Origin of the sequence: Mycobacterium sp. PO1, from assembly GCF_017312405.1 — a bacterium.
GTDB lineage: Bacteria > Actinomycetota > Actinomycetes > Mycobacteriales > Mycobacteriaceae > Mycobacterium.
On the sequence record NZ_BLTG01000084.1, the window covers coordinates 1 to 21,096 of the forward strand.

Here is a 21,096-nt window from a genome sequence, read left to right on the forward strand (position 1 = left end):
ACCGGGTGGCGATGACCTTCAGCCCGTCGGCGACCGACAGGGCACCGGCGACCACGGATGCGGCCACCTCACCCATCGAATGGCCGATGACGGCATCGGGGTGCACGCCGTAGGAGCGCCACAGCTGGGTCAGCGCCAACTGCATGCCGACGAGCACCGGTTGGATCCGTTCGATGCCGGTGACCTGCTGGCCCTCGGCGATGACCTGCTGCAGCGAGAAGCCGACCTGCTCGACGAAGGCGGGTTCGATCTCGGCGACCGCCGCGGCGAAGGCGGGCTCCTCGACCATGAGCTGGCGACCCATTCCCAGCCACTGCGAGCCCTGGCCGGAGTAGACGAACACGGTGCCGTGCCCGTGGCGACCGTCCTGCGGTTCCACCACACCGGGAGCCGACTGTCCGTCGGCGAGTGCGCGCAGTCCGGCGACGGCGCCGGCATGGTCGCGCGCGGAGACGGTGGCGAACCGGTTGTGTTGCGCGCGCCGGTGGGCCAGCGTCTGGGCCACCTGGCTCAGCGGGATCTGCTGGCCGGGCCCGGACATCCAGTCGGCCAGCACGGCGGCCGTGGCCGCGATCCGAGGTGCCGATTTCCCCGACACCACCAGGGTCGTGATCGCGGGCGTGTCGGCGGGTTCTGCCGCCTGGACGGCTGATGGTGCCTGCTCGAGAACGACGTGGGCGTTGGTGCCGCCGAACCCGAACGACGAGACGCCCGCCAGCAGGGGACGGTTCCGCCCGGGGAGGTCGCTGTCCGCCGCGACCACCTTGAGCCGAAGTTCGTCGAACGGGATGTGCGGGTTGGGCGACTGGTAGTCGAGGTTCGCGGGCACGCGGCCGTGCTGCAGCGCGAGCACGGTCTTGGCGAAACCCGCGATTCCGGCGGCGGCCTCGGTGTGGCCCAGGTTGCTCTTGATCGACCCGATCAGCAGCGGAGCGTCCGCCGCCCGGCCGCGGCCGAGCACGGTGCCCAGCGCGCGGGCCTCGATCGGGTCACCGAGCAGGGTGCCCGTGCCGTGCGCCTCGACGTAGTCGACCTCGCGGGGTTCGACCCCGGCCGCCGAGCAGGCCGCGCGCAGCACGGCCATCTGGGCAGCGGGATTGGGCGCCATCAGACCGTTGGACCGGCCGTCCTGGTTGACCGCGGAGCCGCGGACGACGGCCAGGATCCGGTCGCCGTCGCGTTGCGCATCGGCGAGGCGCTTGAGGACGGCGACGCCGCAGCCCTCGCCGCGCACGTATCCGTCCGCGCGGGCGTCGAAGGAGTGGCACCGGCCGGTGGGCGACATCGCCTCGACCTGGTCGAAACTCCGGGTGACGGCCGGCGAGAGCAGCACGTTGACGCCGGCGGCCAGAGCGAGATCCGAGTCACCGGTGCGCAGGCTCTGGCAGGCCAGGTGGATGGCCACCAGGGACGACGAGCAGGCGGTGTCGACGGTGACCGACGGGCCGCGCAGGTCGAAGTAGTAGGACACCCGGTTGGAGATGATGCTCAGCGCACCGCCGGTTCCCGAATAGGCGCCCACCTGGGCGAGGTCCATCGACGCCATGACGCCGTACTCGCTGAGGCAGGCTCCGGTGAACACGCCCGTCTGGGTGTGCCGCAGAGCTTCGGGGCGGATCCCGGCATGTTCGAGCGCCTCGTGGGTGACCTCCAGCAGCATGCGCTGCTGGGGGTCCATGTTGTCGGCCTCGCTCGGAGAGATCTCGAAGAACTCGGCGTCGAACTGGTCGATGTCGGACAGGAACGAACCCCAACGGGTGGTGCCGGCCAGCGCGGCGCCGCCTTCCGGGGATCCGTCGTCGAACCACTCCCACCGCCACGGGGGCACCTGACCGACCGCCGAACGGCCCTCTGTCAGGAACTCCCACAATGCCTCGGGTCCGTGGATGTCCCCGGGGTAGCGCAACCCGAGGCCCACGACGGCGATCGCGTCGTCGGTGTTGACGCTCTTCGCCGGCGAGGCTTCTGCCACCGACTCGACCTCGCCCCCGGTGAGGAACGCGGCCAGCGCGTTGATCGTCGGGTACTGCCAGAACTCCACCGGCGAGACCGTGCGGCCCAGCAGCTCGGAGAGCTCGCCGGTGAGAACCACGGCGTCGCTGGAGCCGACGGCCAGATCGCTCAGTGGGGCATCGAAATCGATTTCGTCAGGGCTGCAACCGATGTTGGTGACGAGATAGTCGACCAACCAGTTCCGGATTGCATCCTCGTCGAAAGCAGCTGTCATGCAGTGACGTCCAAACGGCTGAACTCGTCCTGGCGGTAGCGATCCACACAGGCCGAGCGCCGAATCTTTCCGCTGGTGGTGATCGGAATCGAGCCGGGGGCGACGAAGACGAGGTCGGCGACCCGCACGCTGTGCGTGCGCTTGATGGCCGAAGCCACCTCACGCTTGACCGCGCGCAGCTTGTCGAGAGCTTCGGCCTCCGAGGCGCCCTTCTTCTTCAGCTCGGCGATCGCGACCAGCTGCTCGCTGGTCTCGTCGAGCACGGAGATGGCGGCCACCCGGCCACCGGTGATCTCCTGGATGGTGGCTTCGATGTCGTCGGGATAGTGGTTGCGGCCGTCGACGATGAGCAGGTCCTTGATGCGGCCGATGATGAACATCTCGCCTTCGGACATCACGCCCAGGTCGCCGGTGCGCAGCCACGGCCCGACCGGGGTGCCCTCCGACGGATCGACCATCTCGCCGCCGAACGTGCGCTCGGTCTGCTGCGGGTTACGCCAGTAACCCATCGCGACCTGCTCGCCGTGCACCCAGATCTCGCCGACCTTGCCGTCCGGATTCTCCGTGCGGGTCTCCGGATCGACGATGCGTACCGTCGACGACCGCGGGGCGCCGTAGGTGACCAGCTCGGAGCCACCCTCGGCACCGCACCGCTCGGCGTGGCCGGCGGCGAGTTTCTCGTAGTCGAACCGCACCGTCGACGGGGTGTGGCCCATCGGCGCGGAGATGACGTACAGCGTGGCCTCCGCCAGCCCGTAGGACGGCCGGACCGTGGTGGTGGGCATGTTGAACTTCGCGAACCGCTCGTTGAAGCGCCGGATGGTCGCCGAGTGGATCCGCTCACTACCGCTGATGATGCCCAGGACCCCACCGAGATCCATGCCCTCGAGGTCTGCGTCGGACGTGCGGCGCACCGACAGCTCGAACGCGAAGTTGGGTGCGGCCGACCAGGCGTGCGGGTGGATCGCCAGCTGCTGGATCCAGCGGGCCGGCTTCTGCAGGAACGCGACCGGGCTCATCAGCATCGCCGGGCGGCCGTGCAGGCCGCCGTCCTCGGACGGTGTGAGCAGCGACGCGAACACGCCCTGGATCAGGCCCATGTCGTGATAGAAGGGCAGCCACGACACCATCGTGATGTCCTTCGGCGGGATGCCGTCGCGGTGCTCCATGTAGTCGTCGAAGACCTGCTTGACGTTGGCGATCACATTCCGGTGGGTCATGATCACGCCGGCGGGTGCCCGGGTGGAGCCGGAGGTGTACTGCAGGTAGGCCATCTCGGGCAGGTCATCGATGTTCATCTCGGTGGTGCGCGGCGAGTGGAAGTCGAGGGCATCGACCTCGACGACGGCCGGGGTCGCACCACCGGTGAAGCCACCCACGTAGGTCATGATGTCGCTGACGACGGCCGACGTCGTCAGCACCGCGACAGGCTGGCAGTCGCGCAGCGCGCCGTTGACCCGCTCGTCGAGCTGACCGAGAGCCGGCACCGGAAGCGGCACCGCGATGAATCCGGCTGTCATCGCGCCGTAGAACGCGACGATGTATTCGAGCCCCTGCGGAGCCAGGATCGCCGCCCGGTCCCCCTTGCGGCCGTGGCGCAGGAGCTCCTCCGCGACGACCTGCGCCCTCTGGTAGACCTGAGACCACGTCAGCGACTCCGCGAACCCGGCGGGATCCACGTCGTAGTCGATGAAGGTGTAAGCCACCTCATCGGGCTGCAGTCGTGCGCGTTCAGCCAAAAGGCCAGGAATGGTCGACTCAAGCAACGGCATGGCGACGTCCTTTCAACTCTGCTTCTGCGCCCCGGCCTCATCGCCGTCAAGGCAATAAACCGACTCGCAGCCCGTGGCCGCGCATCCCCCCGCTCGCCGGAAGGCTAACACCGCACTGTCAGATATGTCGTCTAATGCTGACGAAGGATTACATCACGAATAGCTTGCCAGAGGGAAGCGGGCTGTTCGGGGCCGATTTCGCCGGCACGGCAGCTGCCCGAGGCCGCAACTAAATCCTTACAGCATCTTCACAGTTTTGCCAGCAATGGAAACGCTGCACATGAGCAGGCGGTTACCGGTTGCTCGACCCTGTGCGCGTCCGGTGAGCGAGGACGGCTCAGCGAGGGCTGAACACAGTGCTATATCCGCTTTGACGTGCGCGTCAACGGTTTGCTCATATTGCACGCCGACGTCATGTTTAAAACTGACTCACGGGTAAGAACCAGCCGCTGAGACGTCGTTGCCGTGCAGTTAGACAAGCTCACCATCATGTGCCGGAGGGGTCCGGCACGACTTGCCGGGCCGGTAGCTTCGCCCGCAGCGGAATGTGGTGAACACCACACCTCAGCAGGTCAGCCGTGGTGATGCCTAGGCGCGGCAGCGGGCCCAGAGCTTCTCCTCGACGTCGGGGACCAACTCATCGAGATGATCGGTGAGATAGAAGTGGTGACCGCTGAACTCCCGGACGGTGAATCCACCGGTGGTCCTTTCCGCCCACGGCAGGACCTTCTCCTCGGTGGCGATCTCGTCGTCGTCACCGTAGAACGCGTGGATCGGACACGACAGGGTCACCTCGGGCGGGCAGGTGTAGTTGGCGATCGCCTTCAGGCCGCGCAGGGTGGGCAGAATCGCAGCGGCGAACTCCGGGTTCTTCATGAACTCCGGGTCGGCGCCGGTGAGGGTGCTGACCGCGGCGAGCAGACCCTCGTCGGTGTCGGGGATGTCGTCATAGCCGACCCGGCCGGGTGCCGCGACCGCGGAGACGAACAGCGCGGCGATCGGCCGCCCCGCCTCCTCGAAGCGGCGCGCGACCTCGAACGCCAACAATCCGCCCATGCTGTGTCCGAAGAAGAAGACCGGCGATCCGGGGACGCCGCCTTCGCGGTCCGGCGAGACCATCGTGCTGATCTGGTCGGCCACCGCGGGCAGGCTGGTGAACGAGCCGAAATCTTGCTTGCCGCCCTGCCGGGGGTACTGCACCGCGGTCCGCTTGATGTCCGTGGTGAACGACTTCGCGAACGGTACGTAGAACTGCGGCGTACCGCCGGCGTGCGGGAAGATGAACAACTTCGGCGTGATGTCCGCAACCCCTCCTGTCATGCGGTGAGAGTACCGTTCACTGCGCCCCGGCTATGCGAAGGCCTCCACCGGTGGGCACGAGCACACCAGATTGCGGTCGCCGTAGGCGCCGTCGATCCGCCGCACCGGCGGCCACACCTTCGGCCGGAACGACGGCCCGAGCGGATAGGCGGCCTGCTCGCGGGTGTAGGCGTGGTCCCAGTCGGCGGTCAGCAGGCATGTCGCGGTGTGCGGTGCGCCCACGAGGGGGTTGTCGTCCGCAGGCCACTCCCCCTGCCCCACCTTGTCGATCTCGGTCCGGATCGCGATCATCGCCTCGCAGAACGCGTCCACCTCGGCCAGCGACTCGCTCTCGGTCGGCTCCACCATCAACGTCCCGGCGACCGGGAAGCTCATCGTGGGCGCGTGGAAGCCGTAGTCGGCCAACCGCTTGGCCACGTCGTCGACGGTCACGCCGGTGGACTTCGTGATCCCGCGCAGGTCGAGGATGCACTCGTGGGCCACCATGCCGTGCTCGCCGGTGTAGAGCACCGGGTAGTACTCGTCGAGACGGCGGGCGATGTAGTTGGCGGACGCGATGGCCACCAACGTCGCCGAGCGCAGACCGGCCGCGCCCATCATCCGGATGTAGGCCCACGTGATCGGCAGGATGGACGCCGAGCCGTACGGCGCCGCCGACACCGTGCGGGCGTCACCGAGCTCGTCGGCCAGCGGGTGCCCGGGCAGGAACGGGGCCAGATGCGCGCGCACCGCCACCGGCCCCACCCCGGGCCCGCCACCACCGTGCGGGATGCAGAACGTCTTGTGCAGGTTCAGGTGGCTGACGTCACCGCCGAACCGGCCTGGGCGCGCCAGCCCGACGAGCGCGTTGAGGTTGGCACCGTCGACGTAGACCTGTCCGCCGGCATCGTGCACGGCGGCGCAGATGTCGGCGACATCCTGCTCGTACACCCCGTGCGTGGACGGGTAGGTGATCATCAGGGCCGAGAGCCGGTCGGCGTACTGGTCGACCTTGGCGCGCAGGTCGTCGAGGTCGACGTCGCCGTTGGAGCGGCACGCCACCACGACCACCTTCATGCCGACCAGCGCCGCCGACGCGGCGTTGGTGCCGTGCGCACTGGACGGGATCAGGCACACGTCTCGGCCGGTATCGCCGCGCTGCTCGTGATAGGCCTGGATCGCCAGTAGACCCGCGTACTCCCCCTGCGACCCGGCGTTGGGCTGCAGCGACACCTCGTCATAACCGGTGATGCCGGTCAGCCAGTCCTGCAGATCGGCGATCAGTCGGCGCAGGCCCGGCGTGTCCGAGGCGGGCGCGAACGGGTGCTGGCGGGCGAACTCCGGCCACGTGATCGCTTCCATCTCGGCGGCTGCGTTGAGCTTCATCGTGCAGGAGCCCAGCGGGATCATGCTCCGATCCAGCGCGATGTCCTTGTCGGCCAGCGAGCGCAGATAACGCATCATGTCCGTCTCGGTGCGGTACCTGGTGAACGCCGGATGGGTGAGGAACGGCGACGTGCGCGTGGCGATACCGGTCGACGCCGAGTCCCCGGAGCGCTGCGCGCGGTCCTGGACCCCGAACGCCGCGAGCACCGCGGCGACATGCTCATCGGTGGTCATCTCGTCGCAGGCCACCGACACGTGATCGGCGTCGCGACACCAGACGTTGATACCGCGCTGCTTGGCCGCGGCCTGGACCTCGTCGGCGCGGCCGGGAACGCGGGCCAGCACCGTGTCGAAGAACGCGTCGTGGACGACCTCGATCCCGGCGTCGGACAGTTCGGCGCCCACCGCCGCCGCATGGGCATGCACCCGGCGGGCGATCCCCGTCAGGCCGGCGGCGCCGTGGTAGCTGGCATACATCGCGGCCATCACGGCCAGCAGGACCTGGGCGGTGCAGATGTTGCTGGTGGCTTTGTCGCGGCGGATGTGCTGTTCGCGGGTCTGCAGCGCCAGCCGGTACGCCGGTGACCCGTCGGCGTCGACGGACACCCCGACCAGACGGCCCGGCAGCTGACGCGCGTGCTTGGCGTGCACGGCCAGATAGCCGGCGTGTGGACCGCCGAAACCCATTGGCACGCCGAAACGTTGGGTGGTGCCGAATGCGACGTCGGCACCGATCTCACCCGGCGGGGTGACCAGCGTCAGCGCGAGCAGATCGGCGCCGACCGCGACCAGCGCCCCACGTTCGTGGGCGGCGGCGATGAGGTCCGACCAGTCGACCAGGCGCCCGCTGGCACCGGGTAGCTGTGTGATGACTCCGAAGAACTCGCCGTCGGGCAGTCCGGCGCTCAGGTCGGCGGTCACGATCTCGATACCCAGCGGTTCGGCGCGGGTCGCCAACACCGCGGCGGTCTGCGCGTACACGTCGACGTCGACGGCCAGCTTGTTCGCCGATCCGCGGACCGCGCGGTGCATGAGAGTCATCGCCTCGGCGGCCGCGGTGCCCTCGTCGAGCATCGACGCGTTCGCCACCTCCAGGCCGGTCAGATCCGTGACCATGGTCTGGAAATTCAGCAGCGCCTCCAGGCGCCCCTGGCTGATCTCGGGCTGGTAGGGCGTGTACGCGGTGTACCACGCCGGGTTCTCCAGGATGTTGCGCCGCAGCACCGGCGGGGTGAAGGTGTCGAAATAGCCCTGACCGATCATCGAGACCGCGACGGTGTTGGCGTCGGCCAGCGCGCGCAGCTCGGCCAATGCCTCGGCTTCACTGGCTGCAGCGGGCAGATGCTCCAGGCCGGGGGCGACGCCGTCGGCGGTGAGCGCATCCAGGATGCCGGCCGGAAGCGCCTTCGCGGCGAGCTCGTCGAGCGAGGACACTCCGATGGTGCTCAACAACGTGTCGACCGCGGCGGCGTCCGGGCCGATGTGCCGGTCGACGAACGTGAGCTCTGAACGGGTTTCGTGGTGTTCGGACACTGGTAGAAATCTCCCGACGAGTGCCGCGGGCGCTTGGAGCGCAGGCGTACCGGCTCCTCCCCCTCTGTCGTCGGCCCGAAACGGGTTGCCTGAGAGATTCGGTACCGGCGGCTACTGCCGACCGAGACCTTTCCCCATGGGCGGGCAGGCCCACGTCGCGGGCGCACCACTTTCCAGAGGCATCGGGGCCTCGTGCGGTCCTGGGGGCCTGAGAGGTTGACGGAGAGGTGTTGCTCCTTCGGCGCCCGTGGCCGGCTGCCACGGAACTCTCCCGCGCAAGGGCGATGCGCAGTCGAGTGTACCGGCAGGTCACCTGACCGCGCGACGAGAGCAGGCGCTCGGCTCAGCCGCGCACCGCTCTGATCGGCTCAGCCGCGCACCGCTCTGATCGGCTCAGCCGATCTTGCGGTCGCGGTGCTTGCGGCGGGACGCCAACTCGTCTTCCGGCGTCGAGATCGACTCCCCGCCGTCGGCGCGCTCACCGGGGAAGTCGGCGATCGCACCGGTGAGTTCGCGCATCGCGCCCGACACGGCGATGCCGAACACGCCCTGTCCACCCTGCAGCAGGTCGACCACCTCTTCGGCGGAGGTGCACTCGTAGACGGTGGTGCCGTCCGAGAACAACGTGATGTTGGCCAGATCCTGCACGCCGCGCTGACGCAGATGGTCGACCGCGACGCGGATGTTGTGCAGTGAGATGCCAGTGTCCAGCAGCCGCTTGACGATCTTGAGGACCAGGATGTCCTTGAAGGAGTACAGCCGCTGGCTGCCGGAGCCTGCCGCTCCGCGGATCGAGGGCACGACCAGCGAGGTGCGCGCCCAGTAGTCGAGCTGCCGATAGGTGATGCCGGCGATCTGACAGGCGCTGGGGCCGCGATAGCCGACCAACTCGTCGGGCACCGAATCGTCCGGGAACAGACCGGCCTGAACCGGTTCACCGACCGGCTGAGGAAGGGTGTCCGCCTGCGGGGAGCCGGTGGTCAGATCCAGTTGCTCCTGGCGTGGCGTGTCTCCCACTTGTCGAATCCTCTCACCGATCGAACCCGCGTCGTTGACCTGCGTGGGCGCACGTCTACCCAGCTCTGCGAACTTCGTTCGAGCATACGCCCGAGAGCCTTCCGTGACTGCCCGTCGCCACCAAGTATGGCTGCCCGATTCACTTCGAAAAGAAACGCGCCCGCGTGTCGACCGCGACGAGACGCATCCGTGACCAAGTGTTCTGCGGTGTGCCTACGGCTCAGGTGGCCTTGAAATCATCGGGCGACACGCTGTCGAGAAACTCCTTGAATTTCTCCACCTCGTCCTCGCGCACGCCGCCGTCGGCCTCGTCGTCGGCCTCATCGGGAATCAGCAGGCCCGCCTCGGCCAGCACCGCCTCCTCGACGTAGATCGGCACCCCCACGCGCAACGCGATGGCGACCGAATCCGACGGCCGCGCTGACACCTTGATGTCGCGGTCGAAGATCAGGTCTGCGTAGAACGTGCCCTCCTGCAGGTCGACGATCCGCACCTCTTTGAGCGAATGTCCAAGAGCGGTAATGACATCGCGGAACAGGTCGTGGGTCAGCGGCCGGGGCGGCTCCACGCCCTGCTGCTCCAGCGCGATGGCCGCAGCCTCGGACTGTCCGATCCAGATCGGCAGATAGCGGTCGCCGTTCGACTCGCGCAGCAACAGAACGGGCTGGTTGCGGGGCTGCTCAACTCGAATGCCGACCACACGGACCTCGCCCATTTGTGCCTGCCCTCCGCACCGGTGTGTTGCTACTTCTCATCCGGCCGGTGCCGGCCGAATCCGACGGGTAACCCGTCACGGCGAGTCTAGTCCTCAGCGATCCAGAACGTCGCGCACCGCCGACTTGATCAATGACGTGTGCAACGTGATCGCCAACGCCGCCACCTCGCGGGCCAGGTCGTCGGCGCGGTCGCGCGCTCCGGCCTTGCCGCCCTTGACCACCGGCCCGGCGATCTGGGCGATCAGATCGGACTGCCGGTCGGCGGCCGAACGGAACGCCCGCAGGTGCCGCGGTTCGACGCCGTAGTCCGCCAGCGCGCGGGCGCACTGCGCGATCACCACCGCGTGCTCGTCGTAGAGCGCCGTGCCGGCACCCTTGAACATCGGCGTGATCACCCCCGCCCGCACCAGAGCGTTGAGCAGTTCGTCATCGACCCCGGAACGCTCGAGCAGGTCTTCCCGAGTCAGCCGCACCTGAGCCGGTGCTACCGCAGCCCGCCCCGCCGCGACCCCGGACTCCCCCGTCACCGGTACCAGCCGGGGCGCCGGATAGCCGGACGCAGCGACCGCACTCTGCGGCAGCTCGCCGTCGGGCTGCGCGTCCAGTTGGGCCTTGATCACCTTCAACGGCAGATAGTGGTCCCGCTGGGCGGTGAGGATGAAGCGCAGCCGGGCGCAGTCATACGCGGTGAACCTTCGGTAACCCGACGCGGTCCGCTCGGGCGTGACCAACCCCTCGGCTTCGAGGAACCGGATCTTCGAGATCGTGACGTCGGGGAACTCGTCGCGCAGCAGATCGAGCACAACCCCGATCGACATCCCGTTCAACGCAGGGGTGTCGGGTTGCGTCATCGGCTCGCTCGCGCAGCTTCGGTGGTGTCGCTCGGTCGTGGGTCGGGGTCAGTCGGCGGCGCCGCTGTCCTCACCTTTCGGTCCGGTGAGAAAGACCAGACGGAACTTGCCGATCTGCACCTCGTCGCCGTTGGCGAGCACAGCGGAATCGACCGGTTCCCGGTTGACGTAGGTGCCGTTGAGGCTGCCCACGTCGACCACCTGGAACTCGCCGTTCTCGAGCCGGAACTCGGCGTGGCGGCGGCTCACGGTGACATCGTCGAGAAAGATGTCGCTGTCGGGGTGCCGACCGGCCGACGTGGTCGGCTGATCGAGCAGGAAGCGGGACCCGGCGTTCGGCCCGCGCTTGACGACGAGCAAAGCCGACCCGACCGGCAGACCCTCGACCCCGGACACCGCGCTTTCGCCGCTCGCGGCGGGCGGGGCGTCGAGCTCGTTGAGGAAGTCGGCGCGGAACACCGATGTCGTTTCCACGGTGACTTCCTCAGAGTCAGCCCCAGAGTTGAAGTCCTTCTCCGTCACCCATTGCTCCTCACTGGCTGCCGTAGCGCGACCCGGCCGGTTTCCGGGGGTCACGCCGCTGGTGTCGACCGTACCGTGCTGCAGGCCGCGTTGTGCGCACCACCGCCGGATCGGCTCGTTGCTGTCGGTCTGCAGAACCCTAACAACAACTCAATCCGTGGCGTGGTCGCGGTAGCCGTCGGCGTCGAGCAGATCGCCGAGAGCGGCCGCCAGGTCGGCAGCATCGGCCTGCAGCTCGACCAGCCAGCCCTCGCCGTAGGGATCGGAGTTGACCAGACCGGGATTGCCCTCCAGATCACCGTTGACCGCAATGACTTTCGCGGTGATCGGCGCGTAGAGATCCGACACCGACTTCGTCGACTCCACTTCGCCGAACGAATCCCCGGACGTCAGCTCGGCTCCCACGTCGGGCAACTGGACGAACACCACGTCGCCGAGGGCGGACTGAGCGAAATCGGTGATACCGACCCGCACCGTGTCGTCACCGGTCTTGCGCACCCATTCGTGTTCGGCGGTGTAGGACAACTCGGCGGGAATCTGGCTCACAGCGCTCCTCGGTTTCTCAGCTGATCGGTGGATGTGGTGCTGGGGGTGCTCACTTGACGGGCTGAGCGTATTGGCGTGGTTTCGGTTGCCGCAAGGCGGTGACGTCGACCCGGTCGGACTGTTCTATCACCATGGCCCCCCCGACGCGTTCGATGCTGTCGGTCGCGCCGCCGGGGATGTTCATCGCCGCGGCGAGTGTGGGCGGGTCGCCGATCGCGAGCACCGTGTACGGCGGGGTGAGGGTGGCCCTGTCGACGACCAGAGCGCCGGGCCGGCCCACCACCCAGGTGTCCACACCGATGCGCACGGCGTCGTCGCTGCCGGCCTGGCCGCCGCCCCGGATCTCCAACGCCTCCGCGCCGGCGGCGCGCAGTTCGTTGATGACGTCGAGCATCGTCTCGGGCGCGACGCCGGGCGCCGGATCCTCGATGGTCAGTGTCACACCGGGACCGGTGGCCGGGACGGTGCCGATGAGGATCGACAGGGCGGCCAACCGCGCCCGCGCATTCTCGATGGCCGCCTGATCGCTGCTGCCGGAGGCCTGTAACTCGTCCAGAGTCCGTTGCAGTTCGGCGACTTCGGTGTTCAACGCCGCCTCGCGCTGCTGCAGGGAGTCCAGCAGAACCAGCAGGTCGGCGGGGCGTGCGGTGTCCAGCGCGTCGCCGGAGTCGGTCTGGCGGACCTGCGTGGCGATCGCAACTCCGAGTAGCAGGCACAGCAGCACGGCCAACACGCCGAAAACCATCGAGGACCGTCCGCGGGGGCCGTCGGGGGTCTGCTGGCTGTTCGCCGCCGCATCGCGCGGCAGCTCGTGGCGACCTTCGTGACGGCCTTCTTGACGGCCTTCGTGGCGGCTGCGTTCGTGATCGCCGCTCATGCGCCGAACAACCTGCGTCGCAGCGCCGCGGCGTTGCCGAAGATGCGGATGCCCAGCACCACGATGATGGCGGTGGACAGCTGGGTTCCGACACCGAGCTGGTCACCGACGTAGACGATCACCGCAGCGACCAAGACGTTGAACACGAACGACACCACGAACACCTTCGCGTCGAAGATGTGCTCCAGGTAGGCGCGCAACCCGCCGAACACCGCGTCGAGCGCTGCGACGACGGCGATCGGCAGATAGGGCTGAACCACGTCGGGCACGCTGGGTTGCAGCACCACGCCGATCACGATGCCGATGACGAGAGCGACGATTCCGATCAATTGGGCCCAATCTGTTTGGCGAAGTTGACGTCCCGTACCGATCCGGCGGGCAACGCCAGACCGTCACCGCCGGCGACGGTGACTCCCACCCCGTACGAGGTCTCCAGCAGACGCAGACGTTGCAGGCCGGCGCTGCGGTCGAACGACTCCTGCATCGCGTGCGGCGGTCCGACCGCGAGGATGACATAGGGGCTGGAGATCGGCTTGTTGTCGACGAGGATCCCGCCGCCGGCCTGTCGGATGGTCACGTTGGGTCCGATGCGGACTCCGCCCACCGAGACGGCCTCGGCCCCGGCCACCCACAGCGAGTTGACCACCAATTGCAGGTCGCGGTCGAGGATCACCTGCCGGCTTCCCTCCACCCGCTCCTTGGACACGTCGGTGAGGTCGGGGGTCATGCCGGGGTCGGTGACCGTGACTGTCAGGCCCGGACCGATCACCGGTGTCGCCGCCGCGGCGAAGTTCGCCTGGTCCAATTCGGCGAGCAGGCGGCGGCCGATCGCGTCGCCCTCCAGTCGGCTGCGGCGCTCGGCGTTGACCTCTGCTGCCAGCGTGTCACGTTGTTCGGTCAGTTCGTCGGTCGTCGCCTGGGTCGCGCTCACGCTGCCGGCCAGTACCTGACGCGACTCCACGACGCCGGGTGCGGTGGCGCGGGCCTGGGACCAGGCCAGCACGAAGACGGTCGCGATCGCCACCGCGGCCAGCAACTGCCAGGCCCACTCGGTGCCGCGTCGCCGCTGCCGTCCGTCGCGCGCGGCGGCCGCGTAGCCGGGGTCGAGGTGTTCGGACAGCAGCGACCGGAGCAGCGACGGAACCGGGATCCGCGTCGGTGCCCCCGCCCGATGCTCGTTTCGTCCCGAGTCGAATCCCCCCAGCAGGCTCATGTCGGGTGCGCCCTCACCGGCATCGTGCGCGCGACCAACGCGACCTGGGCCAGGTACAGCACGCCCGACCACAGGTACATCACCAGGCCCCAGATGAGGAAGCCCCAGCCGCAGGCCAGCACCACCCGCGCCCACAGCGCGTCGTACTGGCCGAGCAGCACCAGCGGCAACCCCGACATCAGAGCGAACGTGGCGGCCTTACCGAGGTAGGTGACCGGCAGTGCGGCCAGGCCGCGCCGCCGAAGAATCGGCAGCGTCGCGGTGAGCACCGCGTCGCGGCCGAGCAGCGCGGCGACGACCCACCACGGCAGGGCGCCGGCGAACGCCATCGCGACCGGGACCACGACCATGTAGATGCGGTCCACGGCAGGGTCGAGCAACTCCCCCAGCCGCGAGGACTGATTGTCGAACAGGCGCGCGATCTTGCCGTCTGCCCAGTCGGAGAAACCACTGAACATCAGGATCGCGACCGCCCAACCCAGCGCGCCGGACACCAGCAGCAGGTACAGGAACACCGGGACGAGCACCAGCCTGATCACCGACAGTGCGTTGGGCACCGTGAGCACCCGGTCTGGTGATGTCACGTTCCCGGTCCCAGCGCTGTCGCTCGGCGCCTCGGCCATGCCTAGAACCTAGCGGAACACCCCGGGCAGGCTCAGCGCGGACATGGACTCGTCGGAGAGCGGATTGTCGTGCACCATGTACGTCCACGTCGAGGTCGGCCGGGCCAGCTTCGACAGGTCCACGCCGGGCTCGTCCTCGATCGAGGGCGCCGTGTCGAACGTCTGCTGAGCCGCCTCGATCGCGTCGGCGGCCAACGAGGCGAACGCGTCGACGGCCAGCCGGTGGAATTCGTCGAGCGGGTTCTGCCGGCCGAGCGCGCGCAGGTGGATGCTCTCGCGGATGTCGGCGAGGAAGTCCAGATGGTCGGCCCAGCCGCGGTCCAGGTGATAGAGCATGATCAGCCGGCAGATGGTGGCCAGCTTCTCCTCGGCGTCGGGGCCGAGCTGTTCGCACAGTTCGGCGTAGCGCTCCGGCGACAGCTCGGCCAGCTCGTCACGGGCGGTCGTGGTGCGCAGCAAGGTGTCCCGGCGCTCGACCAGGATCGCGCGCTGCTGGGCGATCAGCTGGTTGTAGCGCCAGGTGTTGGCGTGCACGTCGAGCAGCCGGCCCTCGGCGATGCGCTGGGCGTGTTCGAGCAGGCTGGCCGCCTTCGGGTGCACGACGCGACCGTCCTCGTCGCAATCCAGCGGCAACTTGTTGGGTTCCAGGTGGGAGACCACGACGTCGTCCTCCCAGCTCGAGAAGAACACCGTCGAACCGGGGTCGCCCTGGCGCCCGGCGCGACCGCGCAGCTGGTTGTCGAGCCGTTCGGTGTGATGACGTCCGGTGCCGATCACGTGCAGGCCGCCCAGTTCGGCGACCCGGTCGTGGTCCTGCTCGGCAGACCCACCCAGACGGATGTCGGTGCCGCGACCGGCCATCTGCGTCGACACCGTGACCGCGCCCAGCGCGCCGGCTTCGGCGATGACGGCCGCCTCTTCGGCGTCGTTCTTGGCGTTGAGCACGACCGCCGGGATGCCGGCCTTCACCAGGCGCTCGTGCAGTTCCTCGGACTCGGCGACGTCACGCGTACCGACCAGCACCGGCTGGCGGGTCTCGTGCACCTCGGCGATGTGTTCGATCAAGGCGGCGGTCTTCGCGGCGATCGAGACGTACACCCGGTCGGGTTCGTCCTCGCGGATGTTGGGCTTGTTCGGCGGGATCGGCGACACCCCGAGCTTGTAGAACTGGCGCAACTGTTCGCCGGCGGCCAGCGCGGTACCGGTCATGCCGCACACTCGCGGGTACCGGTTGATCAGCGCCTGCACGGTGATGGTGTCGAGCACTTCACCGGTCTCGGTGGTCTCGATCCCCTCCTTGGCCTCCACCGCGGCCTGCAACCCGTCCGGCCAGCGCTGCAGCGTCGCGATGCGACCGCGCGAGGCGTTGATCAGGTGGACCGCATCGTCTCGGACGATGTAGTGCACGTCGCGCTGCAGCAGCACGTGGGCGTGCAGGGCGACGTTGATCTCGGTCAGCGTCGTACCCACGTGCTCCTCGGAGTACAGGTCGATTCCGCCCAGTGCGGCTTCCAGCTTGCGCGCGCCGACATCGGTCAGGTGCACGTTGCGGCTGTCGGCATCGGTGGCGAAGTCGCGGCCCTCCTCGAGGTCACCGACCATGCGGATGAGCTCGACCCGCGGTGTCTCGCGGTGGCTGGTACCGGCCAGCACCAATGGGACCAGGGCCTCGTCGACGAGCACGGAGTCCGCCTCGTCGATGAGCGCGACGTCGGGGTTCGGCGACACCAGATCGGCCACGTCGGTGACCAGTTGGTCACGCAGCACATCGAAGCCGACCTCGTTGACCGAGGCGTAGGTGATGTCGCGTTGGTAGGCGGTGCGACGCTCCTGTGCGGTCGACTCCGCGGTGATCCAGCCGACCGTCAGGCCCAGCGCCTCGATCAGCGGAGCCATCCACTCGGCGTCGCGGCGGGCCAGGTAGTCGTTGATCGTGATGACGTGCACGTTGCGACCGGACAGCGCGTAGCCCGCGGCCGCGATGGCCCCCGACAACGTCTTGCCTTCGCCGGTGGCCATCTCGACGACGTCACCGGCGAGCATCCTCAGCGCGCCGAGCAGCTGGACATCGAACGGGCGCAGGCCGGTGGCGCGCTCGGCAGCCTCGCGGGCTATCGCGAGGAACTGCGGGATGTCCTGCGCGTCGGCCAGGTCCTCGAGCTGCAGCAGCGTGGTCGCTTTGCGCATCTGCTCGTCGTCGAGCTCGGCGGCCTTGCCGGCGAACTCGTCCGCGGCGCGCACCTTGTCCATGGACCGGTCATGGTCCTTTTCGGTGCTGGCGCCGAGCATCTTCCAGAATCGGCCGGACAATCGTCCCTGCGCCTTCTGAGCTGATTTCTGGGCCGGTTTGGATTCCGACTTCGATGGGGTGCGAGCCACACGATCACGGTACGCGTCTGCTCGCCGGCGCCGAGCGTGCGTGTCTCCCCCGACACGCCGGCGCCGGCCTGATTCTGCGCACGCTCACGCCGCCCCGGACGTTCGTCGACTTCCTGCCCGCCGTCCAGCGCCGGCTGGGGTAGCTTCGCCGCAGGCGAGACCGCGGTGGAGGGGAGGTGGCACGGCTGTGGACGGCGAGAACGCCGGGACGTTCGAACCCACCCTCGACTGGAGTCGCGAGTGGCTGCACTCGGCGCAATGGGTCGCCACGACCTTCGTGCTGACCCTGATCTGCCTGCTGCTGGTGCTGGCCGCGCTGGCCCGTTTCACGGTGTGGGGGCGGCAGTTCTGGCGGGTCACTGGCGACTACTTCACCGGCCGCAGCAGCGTCCCGGTCTGGTTGCTGTTCGGGTTTCTGCTGCTGTCGACGGTGATCTCGGTGCGGATCAACGTGCTGCTCACCTACTACGTCAACGACCTGTTCACGGCGCTGCAAGTGGCGTTTCAGGGGGGTGCCTCCGGGGCGGGCCGCGACAGCGGTATCGCCGGCTTCTGGGCCACGATGGTGGTTTTCGCGGTGCTCGCCGGCTGCTACATCGTGAGGCTGCTGGCCGACCTGTACGTCACGCAGCGGTTCATCATGCGCTGGCGCGTGTGGCTGAGCCGCCGGTTCATCGACGGCTGGCTGCATGATCGCGCCTACTACCGGTCGCAGTTCGCCGGCCGCCAGATCGACAACCCCGAACAACGGATCCAGCAGGACGTCGACATCTTCACCACCGGCGTCGGCGGATTCACCAACAACCCGATGTACCACTCGGGGCACACGCTGCTCTTCGGCGCGGTGGAGGCGGTGCTGTCGGTGCTCTCGTTCGGCCAGATCCTGTGGCGGCTGTCGGAGTCCCTGACGATCGGCGGCCTGACACTGCCACATGCGCTGTTCTGGATCGTGTTGGTCTACGTCACCGTCGCGACCATCGTCGCCTTCGTCATCGGGCGGCCGCTGATCCGGCTGAGCTTCGTCAACGAACTGCGCAACGCCAGCTTCCGCTACGGCCTGGTCCGGGTGCGGGAGGCGGCCGCCGCGATCGGTCTCTACCGCGGCGAGCGTGCCGAAGGCGCGCTGTCGAAGGGTCGCCTGGACGCCGTCATGGACAACTATCGGCACTGGCTGAACCGCATGATGCTGTTCTTCGGCTGGAACGTCTCGATGAGCCAGGCGATCAACCCGCTGCCGTGGTTGGTGCAGGCGCAGGGGTTGTTCGCCGGGCGGCTGACATTCGGCGATGTGTGGCAGTCGTCCAACGCGTTCGCCGCGATCCACGACTCGCTGTCGTTCTTCCGCAACGCCTACGACCAGTTCGCCAGCTATCGGGCGGCCATCATCCGGCTCGACGGGTTGGTCGACCAGAACGTCCTCGCGGCGACGTTCCGCGGCGTCGAGAGCCTGGAATCCGCCGACGATGCCATCGCGGTCGACGGCGTCGACGTGCGCCGGCCCGACGGCACGGTGCTGCTGCACGGCCTGGATCTGCAGGTGGCGCCCGGCGAGGGCCTGGTCATCTGCGGGCCGTCCGGGATCGGCAAATCTGTGCTGCTGCAGAGCCTGGCCGGCTTGTGGCCGTACGCGTCCGGGCGGGTGGCGCTGCCGGCGGGTAGCGACGCGGTCATGTTCGTGCCCCAGCTGCCGTATCTGCCGTTGGGCGATCTGCGCTCGGTCGTGACCTACCCCCGCCAGGGCGACGACGACGACCGCGCGATCCAGCGGGCCCTCATCGACGTCGACCTGCCTGCGCTGGTGCTGCGACTCAACGAGGTCGCCGAGTGGGCCACGATGCTCTCGGTCGGCGAGCAGCAGCGCATCGCCTTCGCCCGCGTCCTGCTGGCCAAGCCGAAAGCCGTCTTCCTCGACGAGTCGACCTCGGCGATGGACGAGAAGCTGGAGTCGGTTCTCTACGAGCGCCTGCGCGCTGCACTGCCCGACGCGGCCGTCGTCACCGTCAGCCATCGCGCGACCGTGCACGGCTTTCACGAACGGCGGCTGGAGCTGCTCGGCGACGGGGAATGGCGGCTGACGCGACTCGCTGCATCGCCGTGATCGGCTCCGTCACGACGAATACAGATTGTCACGGTACTTTGCCCGGGTGGAAATGTTCACCCCGACACTGGACTGGGGCAGCGAGCTGTGGACCTCGCTTCTGTGGATCGCCAAGGGGTGGGCGATCGCCGCGGTCGCCACCCTCGTCATCCTGGTACTGATCGTCCGTTTCACCACCTGGGGCCGGCAGTTCTGGCGGATCACCCGGGGCTACTTCACCGGCCCGGACAGTGTCGTGGTCTGGCTGTGGCTGGCCGGACTTCTGCTGATGGTCATCACCAGCGTGCGGCTCTCGGTGCTGTTCAGCTTCCAAGGCAACGACATGATGACCAGCTTCCAGGTCATCGCCGCCGGCCTGGGCTCCGACAACGAGGCGGTCCGGGAATCCGGCGCCGACGGATTCTGGCTCTCGATGACGGTGTTCGCCGTGCTCGCCGTGCTCAACGTCGCGCTCATCATGCTGGACCTGATCGCCACCCAGCGGTTCATGCTGCGATGGCGGACCTGGCTGACCGACCAACTGACCGGCGACTGGCTCGACGGCAAGGCCTACTACCGCGCCCGGTTCATCGACGACACCATCGACAACCCGGATCAGCGCATCCAGATGGACATCGACATCTTCACCACCGGCGTCGGATCCCTGCCCAACACCCCGAACAACACGTCACAATCCACGCTGCTGTTCGGTGCGGTCTCCTCGATCGCGGCGATGATCTCGTTCACCACGATCCTGTGGAACCTCTCGGGTCCGGTGACCTTGCCGCTGGTCGGCGTCGAGTTGCCGCGCGCGATGTTCGTGATCGGCATCGTCTACATCGTGTTCGCCACCGTGGTGGCGTTCTGGATCGGCCGGCCGATCATCACGCTGGCGTTCCTCAACGAGAAATTCAACGCCGCGTTTCGGTATGCCCTGGTGCGGCTGCGCGACGCCGCCGAGGCGGTGGCCTTCTACCGTGGCGAGCTCGCCGAACGCACCGGGCTACGCCGCCGCTTCGCGCCGATCGTCGACAACTACAAGCGCTACGTCAACCGGATGGCCAAATTCCTCGGCTGGAACCTCGGCATCACCCAGGCCCAGGAGCTCATCCCCTACATCGTGCAGTTCCCCCGCTTCTACAGCGGAGAGATCACCTTGGGGCAGCTGTCGCAGACCGCGAGCGCGTTCCGGGAGATCCTGTCCGGGCTGTCGTTCTTCCGCAACGCCTACGACAACTTCGCGGGCTACCGCGCGGCCATCATCCGCCTGCACGGCCTCGTCGTCGCCAACGAGGAAGGCCGCGAACTGCCGTCGCTGGGTTGCGAGGACTGCGACGGCGGCCGCGTCGAGATGAAGGGGGTCTCGGTGCGCACACCCGACGGGCGGGAGCTGGTCGAACCGCTCGACGTCACCCTGCACCCGGGCGACAGCCTGGTGATCACCGGCCCCTCGGGCAGCGGCAAGACCACGCTGCTGCGCAGCCTGGCCCAGCTGTGGCCATTCTGCTCCGGGACGCTGCGGCGGCCCGGCGGCGAGGGCGCCACGATGTTCCTGTCGCAGCTGCCCTACGTGCCGCTCGGTGATCTCCGCACCGTCGTCGCCTATCCGAACAGCACCGACGACATCACCGACACGCAACTGCGTGACGTGCTGACCACCGTCGCGCTGCCCCATCTGGTCGATCGGCTGGACGAGGTGCAGGACTGGGCCAAGGTGCTCTCTCCCGGCGAGCAGCAGCGCGTGGCGTTCGCGCGCATCCTGCTCACCCGGCCCGAAGCGGTGTTCCTCGACGAGTCGACCTCAGCGCTGGACGAGGGTCTGGAGTTGATGCTCTACCAGCTGGTGCGGGACCGGCTGCCGGACACCATCCTCGTCAGCGTCAGCCACCGCAGCACCGTCGAGCAGCACCACAGCCAGGAGCTGCAGCTGCTCGGTGACGGCCGCTGGCATCTGGGCGACGTCGGCGAGGAGCCGGTCCGCACCTAGTCTCTGGCTGCTTGCGCGGGCTGTGCTTCGGCGGCCTCGGTGGCCGACTCCCCCGCCCGCCGCGCTGCGTG

Annotated in this window: 16 protein-coding genes and 1 riboswitch; of the genes, 2 read left to right on the forward strand and 14 right to left on the reverse strand. The window is 68.3% G+C overall.

What is annotated here, in order from left to right:
• From J3476_RS23400 to secA2, 14 genes are all read right to left on the reverse strand, one after another.
• Positions 1-2,227, reverse strand: a 2,227-nt coding sequence (locus J3476_RS23400; RefSeq protein WP_207068727.1) for a type I polyketide synthase, incomplete at its 3' end; no start/stop codon positions are given.
• Positions 2,224-3,999 carry an AMP-binding protein gene (locus J3476_RS23405; RefSeq protein ID WP_207068728.1) on the reverse strand — a complete coding sequence of 592 codons (1,776 nt, stop codon included), beginning with the start codon at positions 3,997-3,999 and terminating at the stop codon, positions 2,224-2,226. The genes J3476_RS23405 and J3476_RS23400, both read right to left, overlap by 4 nt.
• A 588-nt stretch (positions 4,000-4,587) precedes the next feature.
• Positions 4,588-5,319: a thioesterase II family protein gene (locus J3476_RS23410; protein ID WP_152517293.1), complete on the reverse strand. Its 732-nt coding sequence runs from the start codon at positions 5,317-5,319 to the stop codon at positions 4,588-4,590.
• 30 nt (positions 5,320-5,349) lie between these two features.
• A complete protein-coding gene (gcvP, locus tag J3476_RS23415; RefSeq protein ID WP_207068729.1) occupies positions 5,350-8,217 on the reverse strand; it encodes an aminomethyl-transferring glycine dehydrogenase in 2,868 nt (955 codons plus the stop codon).
• Positions 8,218-8,402: 185 nt separating this feature from the next.
• Positions 8,403-8,501, reverse strand: a riboswitch (glycine riboswitch).
• Between the two features lie 109 nt (positions 8,502-8,610).
• The gene (locus J3476_RS23420) at positions 8,611-9,234 is read right to left on the reverse strand and encodes a MerR family transcriptional regulator (protein WP_152517291.1); all 624 of its coding nucleotides are present in this window, start codon (positions 9,232-9,234) and stop codon (positions 8,611-8,613) included.
• A gap of 220 nt (positions 9,235-9,454) precedes the next feature.
• Positions 9,455-9,949: a bifunctional nuclease family protein gene (locus J3476_RS23425; protein ID WP_207068730.1), complete on the reverse strand. Its 495-nt coding sequence runs from the start codon at positions 9,947-9,949 to the stop codon at positions 9,455-9,457.
• Between the two features lie 93 nt (positions 9,950-10,042).
• Positions 10,043-10,801, reverse strand: coding sequence for a MerR family transcriptional regulator (locus J3476_RS23430; protein WP_207068731.1), 759 nt, complete (start codon positions 10,799-10,801; stop codon positions 10,043-10,045).
• 48 nt (positions 10,802-10,849) lie between these two features.
• Positions 10,850-11,323 carry a glycogen accumulation regulator GarA gene (garA, locus tag J3476_RS23435; RefSeq protein ID WP_152517288.1) on the reverse strand — a complete coding sequence of 158 codons (474 nt, stop codon included), beginning with the start codon at positions 11,321-11,323 and terminating at the stop codon, positions 10,850-10,852.
• Between the two features lie 150 nt (positions 11,324-11,473).
• Entirely contained in the window at positions 11,474-11,869 is a 396-nt protein-coding gene (gene gcvH, locus J3476_RS23440; RefSeq protein ID WP_152517287.1) for a glycine cleavage system protein GcvH, read from the reverse strand.
• A 49-nt stretch (positions 11,870-11,918) separates the two neighbouring features.
• Positions 11,919-12,746 carry a DUF881 domain-containing protein gene (locus tag J3476_RS23445; protein WP_207068732.1) on the reverse strand — a complete coding sequence of 276 codons (828 nt, stop codon included), beginning with the start codon at positions 12,744-12,746 and terminating at the stop codon, positions 11,919-11,921.
• Entirely contained in the window at positions 12,743-13,075 is a 333-nt protein-coding gene (locus tag J3476_RS23450; protein WP_152517285.1) for a small basic family protein, read from the reverse strand. The genes J3476_RS23445 and J3476_RS23450 overlap by 4 nt, the downstream gene beginning before the upstream one ends.
• Positions 13,072-13,959, reverse strand: a complete 888-nt coding sequence (locus J3476_RS23455) for a DUF881 domain-containing protein (protein ID WP_207068733.1) — start codon at positions 13,957-13,959, stop codon at positions 13,072-13,074. The genes J3476_RS23450 and J3476_RS23455 overlap by 4 nt, the downstream gene beginning before the upstream one ends.
• Positions 13,956-14,582: a CDP-alcohol phosphatidyltransferase family protein gene (locus J3476_RS23460; protein WP_207068734.1), complete on the reverse strand. Its 627-nt coding sequence runs from the start codon at positions 14,580-14,582 to the stop codon at positions 13,956-13,958. The genes J3476_RS23455 and J3476_RS23460 overlap by 4 nt, the downstream gene beginning before the upstream one ends.
• A gap of 9 nt (positions 14,583-14,591) precedes the next feature.
• Complete coding sequence (gene secA2 / locus J3476_RS23465) at positions 14,592-16,961, reverse strand: accessory Sec system translocase SecA2 (RefSeq protein ID WP_207068735.1); 2,370 nt, start codon at positions 16,959-16,961, stop codon at positions 14,592-14,594.
• A gap of 187 nt (positions 16,962-17,148) precedes the next feature.
• On the opposite strand from secA2, the gene J3476_RS23470 reads away from it, so the two are divergent.
• On the forward strand, positions 17,149-19,059 hold the full coding sequence (locus J3476_RS23470; RefSeq protein ID WP_207068736.1) for an ABC transporter ATP-binding protein/permease: 1,911 nt from the start codon (positions 17,149-17,151) through the stop codon (positions 19,057-19,059).
• A gap of 52 nt (positions 19,060-19,111) precedes the next feature.
• The gene (locus tag J3476_RS23475) at positions 19,112-21,025 is read left to right on the forward strand and encodes an ABC transporter ATP-binding protein/permease (RefSeq protein ID WP_207068737.1); all 1,914 of its coding nucleotides are present in this window, start codon (positions 19,112-19,114) and stop codon (positions 21,023-21,025) included.
• Positions 21,026-21,096 lie beyond the last annotated feature (71 nt).